This window comes from Luteimonas sp. YGD11-2 (assembly GCF_004118975.1).
GTDB lineage: Bacteria > Pseudomonadota > Gammaproteobacteria > Xanthomonadales > Xanthomonadaceae > Luteimonas > Luteimonas muca.
In genome coordinates this window covers 359478-372023 of the sequence record NZ_CP035376.1, presented here as the reverse complement: position 1 = coordinate 372023, position 12546 = coordinate 359478, and the positions used below count along the sequence as shown (strand labels likewise).

General features: G+C 70.9%; 10 protein-coding genes. 3 read left to right on the top strand and 7 right to left on the bottom strand.

Going from position 1 to position 12546, the window contains the following annotated elements:
* Positions 1 to 401: 401 nt before the first annotated feature.
* The 5 genes from ERL55_RS01725 to dtd form a co-directional block, all read right to left on the bottom strand.
* Positions 402 to 1235 (bottom strand): TlpA disulfide reductase family protein, encoded by an 834-nt coding sequence (locus tag ERL55_RS01725; protein ID WP_129134891.1) that lies wholly within the window; start codon positions 1233 to 1235, stop codon positions 402 to 404.
* Positions 1236 to 1378: 143 nt separating this feature from the next.
* The gene (locus ERL55_RS01720; protein WP_129134890.1) at positions 1379 to 2548 is read right to left on the bottom strand and encodes a sensor histidine kinase; all 1170 of its coding nucleotides are present in this window, start codon (positions 2546 to 2548) and stop codon (positions 1379 to 1381) included.
* Between the two features lie 541 nt (positions 2549 to 3089).
* The gene (locus ERL55_RS01715; protein ID WP_129134889.1) at positions 3090 to 3980 is read right to left on the bottom strand and encodes an NAD(P)/FAD-dependent oxidoreductase; all 891 of its coding nucleotides are present in this window, start codon (positions 3978 to 3980) and stop codon (positions 3090 to 3092) included.
* 212 nt (positions 3981 to 4192) lie between these two features.
* On the bottom strand, positions 4193 to 6073 hold the full coding sequence (rpoD, locus tag ERL55_RS01710) for an RNA polymerase sigma factor RpoD (RefSeq protein ID WP_129134888.1): 1881 nt from the start codon (positions 6071 to 6073) through the stop codon (positions 4193 to 4195).
* A 184-nt stretch (positions 6074 to 6257) separates the two neighbouring features.
* Positions 6258 to 6695, bottom strand: a complete 438-nt coding sequence (dtd, locus tag ERL55_RS01705; protein WP_129134887.1) for a D-aminoacyl-tRNA deacylase — start codon at positions 6693 to 6695, stop codon at positions 6258 to 6260.
* Between the two features lie 93 nt (positions 6696 to 6788).
* Here dtd and ERL55_RS01700 point away from each other — a divergent pair, with 93 nt between their 5' ends.
* From ERL55_RS01700 to ERL55_RS01690, 3 genes are read left to right on the top strand one after another with little or no spacing between them, the layout of a single operon-like run.
* Complete coding sequence (locus ERL55_RS01700; RefSeq protein WP_129134886.1) at positions 6789 to 7715, top strand: lauroyl acyltransferase; 927 nt, start codon at positions 6789 to 6791, stop codon at positions 7713 to 7715.
* Positions 7712 to 8230 (top strand): PH domain-containing protein, encoded by a 519-nt coding sequence (locus ERL55_RS01695; protein WP_129134885.1) that lies wholly within the window; start codon positions 7712 to 7714, stop codon positions 8228 to 8230. Before ERL55_RS01700 ends, ERL55_RS01695 begins: the two co-directional genes overlap by 4 nt.
* Positions 8214 to 9926 carry a PH domain-containing protein gene (locus ERL55_RS01690; RefSeq protein ID WP_241685807.1) on the top strand — a complete coding sequence of 571 codons (1713 nt, stop codon included), beginning with the start codon at positions 8214 to 8216 and terminating at the stop codon, positions 9924 to 9926. The genes ERL55_RS01695 and ERL55_RS01690 overlap by 17 nt, the downstream gene beginning before the upstream one ends.
* A 233-nt stretch (positions 9927 to 10159) precedes the next feature.
* Here ERL55_RS01690 and ERL55_RS01685 read toward each other — a convergent pair whose 3' ends face one another.
* A complete protein-coding gene (locus ERL55_RS01685; RefSeq protein WP_206733343.1) occupies positions 10160 to 11362 on the bottom strand; it encodes a glycosyltransferase in 1203 nt (400 codons plus the stop codon).
* Positions 11359 to 12354: a glycosyltransferase family 2 protein gene (locus tag ERL55_RS01680; RefSeq protein ID WP_129134884.1), complete on the bottom strand. Its 996-nt coding sequence runs from the start codon at positions 12352 to 12354 to the stop codon at positions 11359 to 11361. The genes ERL55_RS01685 and ERL55_RS01680 overlap by 4 nt, the downstream gene beginning before the upstream one ends.
* Positions 12355 to 12546: the final 192 nt, after the last annotated feature.

Genomic DNA, 12546 nt, shown 5'->3' with positions numbered 1-12546 from the left:
GCATCGCCAGCCGCTCCGGCGCCAGCGCGCCGCCGGGATACGCCAGCTCCACCGTCTCCTCGAAGAAATCGATCTTCTCGGAGGCATCCAGCGCGGCCCACTGCGGCAGCTGCAGGCGCTCGAGCGCCTCGTGGTCGAGCAGCGCAGGATCGTGCTCGGTCATCATCGGCCTCCTGCAGGCGCGCGAAAGGCATGGCCACTCATGCGCGGACCGCACCACGTCTGCGGGCCGAACGTGTCAGCCGGCCGTCTTCACGCCCCTGATGACCGGTTTCCCGGATGGGCCCCGGCCCGTGCGATGCGGGGCAGGATACGACACGGGTTCGCGGGTCACCCGCCGGGTTCAGCGCGGCCCGGGTACGTTGCGCAGTTCACCCGGCAGGCAATGAGGTGGAACTGTTTCATGGAGTTGTCCCGTCCGGCAGGGAGGGGGCGGGGCCGAAGCGCTCGAGCTTGCGGGCCAGGCCGGCGCTGGTGAGTTCGCCCATGTGGACGTCGGCCAGGCGTCCGTCGGCGGCGAAGAACAACGTGGTGGGCAGGCCGCGTGCGCCGGTGGCCTGCGACACGCTGGAGAACGGGTCGAGTACGACGTTGTCCAGCTGCAGGCCGGACCCGTCGAGGTATTCACGGATCAGGTCGCCGCCCTCGCCCTGGTTGGCGAACACGAAGGTGATGTGCGGGTTCGCGGCCTGGCCGGCGGCAAGCACCGGCATCTCGCGCCGGCACGGCGGGCACCAGGTCGCCCACAGGTTCACCACCTTCGGCTGGCCGTCCATGCCCGACAGCCGGACCGGCCCGCCCTCGATGCGGGTGAGCTCGACATCCGGCAGCTGCACCACCGCCTGCTGCATCAGCACCAGCGCGCCGGCCAGCGCGGCCCATGTCGCAACCCCGGCGCCGGTGCCCCACAGCAGGGGCCGCCGCAGCGCCGGCGTGCGGCGCATGCGCCAGGCACCGAACACGAGGGCGGCCGGCACCGCGCCCCAGATCGCGTAGCCGCCATCGCCGATGCGCAGCAGCGACCACGGATCGGCCGCGTACTGCGGCCACCACTGCACCACGAATACCAGACGGCCGACGACCAGCCCGACCAGCAACATGTCGACGAGCGCACCCCCGGCCGCGAGAGGCGGCGCGCCGGGCCGCCTGGCCAGGCGGCGCGCCACCAGCGCGGCCACCCCCAGCGCGAGCAGCAGGATCACCAGTGTCATCGGCACCGGACCAAGACTGACCATTACACTTCCTCGCCTGCGCCGACCGCTGCAGTCGGATCACCGCAGACCTCGCGCCCGGTCACGTGTCAGGACACCGCGTGGAAGTCGACCGGGGCCCTCGCCGCGCGCACCGGCTTCGTGAGTGGTATGCAACCGCGGCGCGATCAACGGGGATCCGCCGCGAACGTGCGCGGGGGCGCGGCCGGAAGCTCTCCCGGCGCGTGAGCGGGCAGCTGCATGGTGAACACGGTGCGGTCACCGGCGCAGGTCACCGCCACCTCGCCGTCATGCGCGCGGGCGATCTCGCGCACCACGAACAGGCCGAGACCGAGGCTGGTGCCGTCGTCGGGGGCGGCCGCGGAGGCGCCGCGCTGCAGCGGGTCGAACATCCGCGCCAGGGTGTCGTCGGAGATGGCGGCGCCGGTGTTTTCGACCGTGAGCACGATGCCTTCCTCGTCGCTGTCGAGGTGGACGCGGACGTCGCCGCCGGCCTCGCCGTGTTTGACGGCGTTGTTGACCAGGTTGGCCATCGCTTCGCGCACGCGGGAGGCATCGTAGGCACCGTGGATGGCGCCATGGCTGGTGTAGTGGATGCGGGTATCCGGCCAGGCCATGCGCAGCATGTCGATCTCCTCGTGCAGCTCCTGCGCGAGGTCGGCGTTGCGGCGGGTGATGCGCAGGCCCACGCCCAGCGAGCTGCGGCTGAAGTCGAGCAGGTCGTCGAGCAGCGTCGACATGCGCTCGCCGCTCATCACCAGCCGTCGGGCCAGGCGCGACATCGGCGCGTCGTTGGTCATCTGCGTCATCAGGTTGGAGGTGAGCAGGATCGCGGTGAGCGGGCCGCGCAGGTCGTGGCCGAGAACGCCGAGGAAGATGTTGTGCCAGGTGCGTGCCTCGGCCGCGTGGTGGGCGACGGACTCCGCGATCGCCTGGTCGATGGCCTGGTTGAAGCGCAGCATGTCTTCCAGCGAATCGTCGGCCCCTGGATGTTCCCCACTCCACAGGCGCAGTACCGAGGCGCGCAGCACGCGGAATTCGGCGACGAGCTGTTCGATGCTGAAACCCGATCGCGCGCGCAGCTGGCCATGCCATTGCGCGGGCGAAAGCGGGTCCGACTCCGGGGTGTCGTGCAGGCCTTCCGCACGCTCCTGCTCCCGCTCCTGCGTCTGCGCGCTGCGCAGGTCCGCCACCACCACCTCGAGGATCTGCGGCAGGTGGTCGCGCAGCGTCTCGGAGTCGAGCTTCAGCTTGCCGTCGGTCAGCGAGCGTGCGAAGACCTCCGCCTGGTCGACGATGGCTGTTGCGTTGCTTTCGATGAAGTCCGCCAGGCGCATATGTTCGCGGTTTCCTGAGCCGGCCGCATGCCGGGGTACCGGCAGTGATACATCGTGCGCGTATATGCAAACGTGAATGCGGTACGGGCCCCACGCCTCCACCGCTGCGGCCAACGATGCGCAGCCGGGCGGCACAGCGTATCGATGCGGCGGTCGACGCGATCGCGATGCACGGATGGTGGGCCCACCAGGATTCGAACCTGGAACCAAAGGATTCGCTTTCCCGGGCGTTTCCGCCCGGCGCGGACTATCTCATCACCCGCAGCCTGCGCTGGTGGGGTGCGGGACGCTCTAGCCTGTCATCAAGGGCACTGCAGCCCCCAGGTAGTCTCTGCACCTTCCGGCGGTGTACCGCCGGCTTGGCTCAGGATTGCCACCGTCCGGCCAATGCGGCCGCCGCTGCGGTTTCCCTGAATTCATCCCGTTTTTCCGCCGGCCCTTCCGATGCCGGGGTCACCTTTCGATGAGTCCTCTGCTCTAACCGTTGAGCTATAGGCCCGTTGAAGCCCGCGATGTTACCCAATCGCGCGTGGCGCCGCGCCTACCCGCGTGGCACGTGCGGCAACGAGTTGTGCGCATGGGTGGCGGCGATGGCGGCCTGCCCGAAGGCCACGGAGATCTGGTTGAGGCCGCTGACCACGTCACCGATGGCGTAGAGGCCGGGGATGCGGGTCTGCTGGTGGAGGTCGACCTTGAGTTCGCCTTCGTCGCCGGGCAGGCCGAGGCCGCGCAGCAGGTCGGCATAGCCGTGGTGGCCGAGGTAGGGGTAGATGGTGTCGAAGGTCTCGTCGCCCTCCGGCGTGCGGTAGTGGCAGCGCTCGCCGTCGAAGTCGAGCGTGCCTCCCGGTGGCAGCACGCGCACGCCCAGTTCGCGGGCGGTGGCTGCATCGGCCCCGGCGAGCGCGTGGTCGGTGGGCAGCAGCGCCACGTCGGGCGAATAGGCGCGCAGGAAGCGCGCGTGGCCGATCAGTCCATCGGCCGGGCCGTGGATGCCGATGCGCTGGTCGCGCGCCTCGTAGGCATCGCAGACCGCGCACAGCCGCAGCGCACCGCGGGCGATCGCGTCCTCGCACCAGGGCACCTCAGGCAGGCGGTCGGCCACGCCGGTGGCGAGGATGACGTTGCGCGCATGCCAGCGGCGCTCACCGGCGCTGACGGTGAAGCCTTCCCCGCTGTTCTCGATGCGCTCGACACGGGCCTCGACGATCCGGGCCTCGAACGTTTCGGCCTGCGCACGCATCCGCGCCAGCAGCTCGCGCCCGGAGACGCCCTGCGGAAAGCCCGGGCAGTTGTGGCTTTCAGGGATGTAGCGCGCACGGCTGTGGCCGGCGTCGATGACCACGCAGCTGCGCAGGAAACGCCGCAGATAGGTCGCCGCGGTCAGCCCCGCGGGGCCGCCACCGATGATCGCCACGTCCACCTGGTCTGCCATGCCGGTCTCCTGCGCCGTGGCGGGAGGATGCGCGGGACAGGGTGATCGGCGCGTGGGGTTGGCGCGGTCGCCCTCATCCCGTGCTTCGCGCCACCTTCTCCCGCACGCGGGAGAAGGATTGCAGCTACGCAGGTAGCGCACGGGCACTCAGCCGGCAGACACGAAAAAGCCCGCGCGAGGCGGGCTTCTCCGGGTGAAGCGGTGACGCGGCTTCAGTCGATGTCGAGGAAGCTGCGCAGCTGCTCCGAGCGGCTGGGGTGGCGCAGCTTGCGCAGCGCCTTGGCCTCGATCTGGCGGATGCGCTCGCGGGTGACGTCGAACTGCTTGCCGACTTCCTCGAGGGTGTGGTCGGTGTTCATGTCGATGCCGAAGCGCATGCGCAGCACCTTGGCTTCGCGCGGGGTCAGGCCGGCCAGCACGTCGTGCACCGTTTCCTGCAGGTTGATGTTGGTGGTGGCCTCGACCGGGGACTCCACGTTGGTGTCCTCGATGAAGTCGCCCAGGTGCGAATCCTCGTCGTCGCCGATCGGGGTTTCCATGGAGATCGGCTCCTTGGCGATCTTCATCACCTTGCGGATCTTGTCCTCGGGCATGTCCATCTCCCGGGCCAGTTCCTCCGGCGTCGCTTCGCGGCCGTACTGCTGCAGCATCTGCCGGCTGATGCGGTTCAACTTGTTGATCGTCTCGATCATGTGCACCGGGATGCGGATGGTGCGCGCCTGGTCGGCGATCGAACGGGTGATCGCCTGGCGGATCCACCAGGTGGCATAGGTCGAGAACTTGAAGCCGCGGCGGTGCTCGAACTTGTCGACCGCCTTCATCAGGCCGATGTTGCCCTCTTGGATGAGGTCGAGGAACTGCAGGCCGCGGTTGGTGTACTTCTTGGCGATCGAGATCACCAGGCGCAGGTTGGCCTCGACCATTTCCTTCTTGGCCTTGCGCGCCTTGGCTTCGCCGTAGGCCATCGCACGGTTGATTTCCTTGAGGTCGGTGAGCGTCACGCCCATCGCCTTCTCGGTGGCGATGATGGCTTCCTGCTCGGCGACGATCTGGTCACGCACGTCCTTGAGCGCCGACGACCACTTCTGCTTGCGCTTGATCATCTCGTCCGCCCAGTCCGTATTGGTCTGGTTGCCGTCCCAGGCACGGATGAAGTCCTTGCGCGGCATCTTGGCCACTCGGGTGGACAGGTCGAGGATGCGGCGCTCGTGGTCCTTGATCTCGTTGACCACCTCGCGCAGCTTGCGCACGAGGGTGTCCATCAGCGGCAGCGGCAGCTTGAAGGTGACGAAGATCTCCGCCATCTCCTCGCGCAGCTTCAGCACCGCCTTGGCGCTGGGGCCGTTCTTGGCGTAGGACTTCTGGAACTTGGTGTAGATCGCGGCCATCGCGTCCATGCGGCGCGCGACCTCGGCCGGATCCGGGCCGGACGGGCCGGCTTCCTCGGTCTCGGACGAATCATCGGCCTCGTCCTCTTCGGTCTCCTCGGCATCCGCCTCGGCCGGCGGCGCGTTGGCGGCCTCTTCCTCGGCAGCGGCGGCGAGCGCGTCCTGCTCCTCGATGAGGTCGTTGAAGCCGACCACGATCTCCGGCAGGCGCTTCTTGCCGGCCTTGTGCAGCTCGAAGTCCTCGAGCAGCAGCTGCACCGACCACGGGAAGCTCGCCAGCGCGGCAAGCATCTGGTTCAGGCCTTCCTCGATGCGCTTGGCAATGGCGATCTCGCCCTCGCGGGTCAGCAGCTCCACCGTGCCCATCTCGCGCATGTACATGCGCACCGGGTCGGTGGTGCGGCCGCCCTCGCCGTCGAGCGCGGTCAGGGTGGCGGCGGCTTCCTCGGCGGCGGTGTCGTCGACATCGCGGTTGCCACTGGCTTCACCGGCCAGCAGCAGGGTCTCGGCATCGGGCGTGGTCTCGTGGACCTGGATGCCCATGCCGTTGATCATGCCGATGATGTCTTCGATCTGCTCCGGATCGACGAGGTCGTCGGGCAGGTGATCGTTGACCTCGGCGTAGGTCAGATAGCCCTGCTCCAGGCCCTTGCTGATCAGCTGCTTGATGTCGGACTGCGGCGCCGCCTGACGTTCGTTGGCCATAGAATCGCGCTACCAGAAGATTGGAAAAAAGTGAACCCGTAATTATACCAGCAGCGGCCCATTTCCCGTTCGCGAACGGGACACGGATGCCGCGCGGTTCAGGTACGCGGCGGGACGCCCGGAGGGCCCGTCGAACCGGCCCCGGAGATGGATATGGGTCCGCCCGCCGGGATTTCCAGCGTGCTCACGCCCTCAGCAGGAACGTCACCGGGCCATCGTTGACCAGGCTGATCTCCATATGGGCACCGAAGCGGCCGGTTTCCACCACCGGATGACGTTCGCGGCACATCGCCACCAGGCGGTCGAACACCACCTCCGCCTCGGCCGGCGCGGCTGCGGTGCTGAAGCCGGGGCGCATGCCGGAACGGGTGTCGGCGGCCAGGGTGAACTGGCTGACCAGCAGCAGCCCGCCGCCGGTATCGGACAGCGCGCGGTTCATGCGCCCGGCGTCGTCGGCGAACACGCGGTAGCCGAGCAGCCGCGTGGCCATGCGTTCGACCTGCGGGGTGTCGTCGCCCGGCTCCACGCCGACCAGGGCCAGCAGGCCGGGGCCGATCGCGCCGATGGTGTCGCCGTCGACGGTGACGCTGGCGCGGGTGACGCGCTGGATCAGGCAGAGCATCCGGGACGTGGGCAGTGGCGACCGCGGAAGGTTAGCGCGTCGCCGTGCCCGCCCGGCGGCCTGCAGGCTTGCGGGGCCCTCTACACTCGGCGCATGCACGAGTTCGCCGCCCGCCTGCTGTACGCGCTTGCCGCCCTGTTTTCCCGCCTGCCGTGGCGCTGGCAGCGCGCGGTCGCGCACGCGCTGGCGACGGCGTGGAACCGGCTGGATGCACGCGAAAGCCGGGTGGCACGGCAGAACCTCGCCATCGCCTACCCCGACGCGCTGCCGGCCGAACGCGAGATCTGGCACGCGGCGGTCCTGCGCACCACCGCGCTGCAGTTCGTCGAGACCCTGCGCTTCTGGACCCGGCCGGCGGCCGCCAACCTCGCGTTGATCCGCGAGACGCACGGCGTGCAGCTGTTCGACGCCGCGCTCGCCTCGGGCCGCGGGCTGATCGTGGCCGCACCGCACTACGGGAACTGGGAGCTGCTCAACCAGTGGCTGGCCACGCGCACGCCGATCTCGGTGCTCTATCGCGCGCCCGAGTCGCCGGTGGGCGAGGCCTTCCTGCGACGGGTGCGCGCCAATGCCGGCGAGCGGGTCACCCAGATCCGCGCCGATGGCGCCGCGGTGCGCCAGCTGGTGCGGCTGCTGCGCGGCGGCGGCGTCACCGGGATCCTCCCCGACCAGCAGCCCAAGGCGGGCGAGGGCGAGTACGCGCCGTTCTTCGGCACCGGCGCGCTGACCATGACCCTGCTCGGCCGGTTGGCGGCAAAGACCGGCGCGACCGTGCTGTTCGCTTACTGCGAGCGTATCGGCGACGGCCCGGACTTCGCGCTGCGCATCGAACCGGCGCCGCCCGGCCTTGCCGATGCCGACCCGCGTACCGCGGTGGCCGCGCTCAACCTGGCGGTGGAACGCATCGCCCGGCGCGATCCGGCGCAGTACCAGTGGACCTACAAGCGCTACTCGATCCGCCCGCCGGGCAGCGGCGAGCCTTATCCCTACCCCAAGGCGCACGAGGAAGCCGCCCGATGATCGATCTCGACGACCTCGGCCCGGCTGCGCGCGATGCCGGCGACGACGACGGCTGGAACGCACTGCCACCGCGCGCGCGCTGGCTGTTCGCGCTGTCCGGGGCGATCGGCATTGCGATTCCGGCCGCGGTGGCGCTGGTTGCGCTGGGCGTGTGGATCGGTGGCGACGCCGCGCGCCTGGGCGCACTGGCCGCCTGGCTGGGGCTGGTGCTGCTGGGCGGCTGGATGGGCCTGCGCCGCTACCGCTGGACGCGCTGGCGGCTGGACGACGACGGCTTCGGCCTGCAGCGCGGGCGCCTGTGGTTCACCGAGACACGGGTCCCGGGCACGCGGGTGCAGCACATCGACCTGCGTCGCGGGCCACTGGAACGCCAGGCCAACCTGTCGACGCTGATCGTCCACACCGCCGGCACCCGCGACAGCGCCGTGGCGGTGCCCTGCCTCGATGCCGGCGATGCGGAACGCCTGCGCGACCGCCTCGCGGCCTGGACCGGGCACGATGACGACGACGCCTGAGACCGGCGGCAGCGGCGGCCCACCGGGGGCGGCGGACAACGGCGCGCCTGTCAGCGACAGCACGCCTGGTCCGGGCGCCGGGCCTGCGCCGGGCATGGCGCCGATCGCCGGTGGCGCGGACGCGGCCGATGACACCGGCACGCCGCCGCCGACCGGCACCGCCGCCCTCGCCACGGCATCCACGGCCGAAACCCTGCTGCCCACGGACGACGAGCGCCGGCTGCATCCGCTGTCCTGGCTGTTCGTGCTGCTGTCGCAGATCGGGCAGATGGTGGTGCCACTGGTGGCGATCGCGATCTTCGGCGCCCGCGGCGATGACGGCATGCGGCTGGGCGTGGTCGCGATCGCGCTGGTCGCGCTGCTGGTGGCGGCGGTGTGGCGTTACCTCACCTTCCGCTACCGCATCGGCGCCGACAGCGTATTCGTGCGCAGCGGGCTGTTCGAACGCAGCCTGCGGCAGATCCCGTTCTCGCGCATCCACGACGTCGCCCTGCACCAGACCCTGCTGCATCGCCTGTTCGGCGTGGCCGAGGTGCGGCTGGAATCGGCCGGCGGCAGCAAGCCCGAAGCGCGGATGCAGGTGCTCACGCTGGCCGAGGCGATGGCGCTGGAGGAGGTCGTGCGCAGGCGTGCACCGGCGGCAACCGCGCCCGACGGACCGCTGCACGCCGCTGCCGCGCCCGCCGCGCAGCCCCGCGCCCTGCTTGCACTGTCCACCGGCGAGGTGATCCGCCTGGGCCTGGTCTCCAACCGCGGCATGGTCGTGGTGGCCGGCGCGGTGGCGCTGGCGATGCAGGTGCTGCCCGACAACATGGCCGGGGACCTGCTGACCCGCGTCGCGCGCGAGGCCTTCGGCCGCGTGAGCGTGGCCGGCGGTGCCTGGGAGGCGCAGCTGCTGGCAGCAGCGCTGCTGCTGGTGCTGGCGATACTCGCGCTGCGGTTGCTGTCGGTGGTGCTGGCGCTGGTGCAGTACCACGGTTTCCGGCTGGTCGAGGACGGGCGCCGGCTCGGTGTCGAACGCGGCCTGCTGACCCGCCTGCGCAACAGCGTGCCACGCCGGCGCATCCAGGCCTGGACACTGCACGAGAGCCTGATGCACCGCCTGCTGCGCCGGCGCAGCCTGCATGTGGATACCGCGGTGGTCAGCAGCGGCCAGGACCAGCGCGGCCTGTCGGAACTCGCACCGATCGCGCCGGCGGCGGCCTGCGACACGCTGGTCCGCCACCTGCTCGACGCCGGCGACTGGCCGCCCGTGCAGTGGCGCCCGCTGCACCCGCGCGCATGGTTGCGGCTGCTGCTGCCGGGCGTGGGCTTCGCGCTGCTGCTGGGCGCCGGCCTGGGCTGGTGGTTCGGGGCCTGGGGCCTGCTGGGTCTGCTGTGGCTGCCGTGGGCGATCTTCGCCGCCGCTCAGCACGCCCGCCGCGCCGGTTACGCCGTGGACGGCCGGCTGCTCGCGGTGCGCGAGGGCTGGTGGTCGCGGCACTGGCGCTTCGCCGAGATCGACAAGCTGCAGGCGCTGCGGTTGCGTCGCTCGCTGCTCGACCGCTGCACCGGGATGGCATCGCTGTGGCTGGATACCGCGGGCGCCGGTTCGATGGCGCCCGCGCTGCGGATCCGCTTCCTGCCGCATGCGGAGGCGCGCGCCCTGCTCGACCGCCTCACCCGCGAGGTCGCACGGCGGCCGCTGCGCTGGTAGCGACCGGTGCCACCTGGCTGCGGTGTCGGCGACACATGCGTCCGGTGGCCACGCCCGATGACCACGTCGTCCAGCGGCATCGCGCAATCGACTGCACCCTCGCCGCGTAGCCGGGAGAAACCGGCCCACTGCACCCGGGATCCACATCCATCCGGGCTCCGCGTCGCGGATGCGCCCCGGCCGCGTCCGCCACGGCTACCGCACATCCGCGGATACGGCCGGCCTTCTCCGGGTCAGGGCGTCTGCGTCTGCTGCGAGCGCAACGGCGGCTGGGAAGCGAGTTCCAGAAACAGCGCCTCGTAGCGCGCATTCATCCGCTCGCGCGCGTATTCCGTGACCGCGACCTCGCGCGCACGCGCGCCCAGCCGTGCCGCCAGGGCGTCGTCTCGCAGCAGGCGCTCGAGCGCGTCGGCCAGCGCCGCCGGATCGGCCCCGGGCACCAGCAGGCCGTCGATGCCGTCCTCGATCACCTCGCGCACGCCGGGCACCGCGCTCGCCGCCACCGCACAGCCGGCGGCCATGCCCTCGATCAGCGCCAGCGGCATGCCCTCGTAACGGGTGCTGAGCACGGCGATGCGGTGCGTCATGAGCAGCTCCGGCACGTTGCGGCACAGACCGAGGAAGCGCACCTGCTGCTGCAGGCCGAGTTCCGCCGCCAGCCTTTCCAGCGGCCGGCGGTGGCGTGCCTTGCCGGCGCCCGCCAGCAGCACCGGCGGGCTCAGCCCGCGATCGCGCAGCAGCGCCACCGCGCGCAGCAGGGTCGGATGGTCCTTCTGCTTCGACAGCCGCGACACCATCACGATGCCCGCGGTGCGCGCCGGCGCAGGCACCGCATCGGCATCCGCGAACGGCGCCAGGCGGATGCCATTGGGGATCGCGATGGTGCGTCCGGGCGGCATGCCCATGTCCACCAGCACCTGCCGCACGCCTTCCGAACAGCCGACGATGCGGCTGCTGCGCGCGCCCAGCCAGCGCGTCTGCGCCAGCCGCCAGCGGGTGTAGCGCTCGCGGGTGTTGTGCTCCACGTGCACCAGGTGCGGCACGCCGGCCAGCAGCCCGGCGTAGCGCCCCCAGAGGTGTTCGCTGAAGCCGTGTGCGACCAGCACGTCGGGCCGGAACTCCCGGCACACGCGCACCAGCGCGAGGATCGTCGCCGCATGCGACCAGCCCGGCACCACCCGCAACGGCACGCCGGCGGCCTCCAGTTCGGCGATGCGCGCCGGGTCGGTACGGCGCTTGCGACGCAGGACCAGCAACGGCTCGACCCGGCCGCTGTCGCGCGCGGCATTGACCAGCTGGATCGCCACCTGGGTGGCGCCGCCGGAAAACCCGCCGGTCACGAAATGCAGAATGCGCGGCTTCGGCGCCGCGGGCAGGGTGCTCGGCGGCGGCGCCACAGGCATGACGCCCGGCGCCCGCGCCACGGCATCGGTCACGCAAGCGCCTCCAGCCGGCGCAGGCCGCGCCTCACCCGCCAGCCACGCATCCGCCAGCCGCGATGGCGGCAATGCGCCAGCACCTGCAGGGGGCCGTCCGGGAACAGCTGTGCCAGGGTGCGGCGGAAGTCGTCGACGATCGCCGCGTCCTGCCCCATCGCCTTCTGCGCGGTGGTCGCCAGACTGCGCAGGCAGAAGTAGTCGAGTGCGAACCGCGCGTCGCCGCTCTCGCCGGCGATCGGCACCAGGCCCGCGTGCAGTTCGCGCAGCGCCGCCATCAGGTGGTGGATCTTGTCCGGTGCCAGCGTCGCCATGATGCTGTCGGCGCGCTGCCGGTAGCCGACCATCGGGCGGTCCAGGTGCACGAAGCTGTGCGCATTGCCGACCAGCGCCGGAACCACCGCGATGTCCTCGAACGTGCGCCCTTCGGGAAACCTTGCCTGCCGCCACACGTCGACACGGGCGATCTTCGACCACGCATGCAGCTGGCGTGCGCCCAGCAGGCCGCTCAGCAGCACGCGCGGATCCGATTGCAGCTGTTGCGATGCGCCGGCCCAGGTGCGCCGGTGCAGCTCGCCGCGCAGGCGGTGCTTGAGGGTGAACTTCTCGCGCAGCACGCGGAAGTCGCACAGCACCAGGTCCGGCGCATGCATGGACACCGCGTCGCGCACCGCGGCGATCGCGCCCGGCAGCAGCACGTCGTCGGAATCCAGGAACCACAGGTAATCGCCACGCGCATCCGCCATCAGCGTGTTGCGTGCCGCCGACAGGCCGCGGTTGCGGTCGTGGCCGAGCAGGCGGATGACATCGCCATGCGCCTTGCGCAGGTCGCGCGCGATGGTGGCGCAGTTGTCGGGCGAGGCGTCGTCGAGAAGCACGATCTCCACGCCGCCGTCGACCTGCGCGAGCACCGACTCCACGCATTCGCGCAGGTAGGGCTCGACGCGATAGAACGGCACGAGCACGCTCAGCCAGGGATGCGGGGGCGACATGTGGGGTGCGGTCGGCGCCGGTGGTGGACGCGGCGCAGTCTACACAGCGAAACGCTAGGGTTTGGTTAGCCGGCCCCGGACACAACCGACGCACGGGGACCCTCGTTCCCGGCGATCACGGTGTGCCCGTCGAATCGACTGCCGCCCGGCACGATCGCCCCTCTCCCGTCACGGGAGACGGAATGGGGTGAG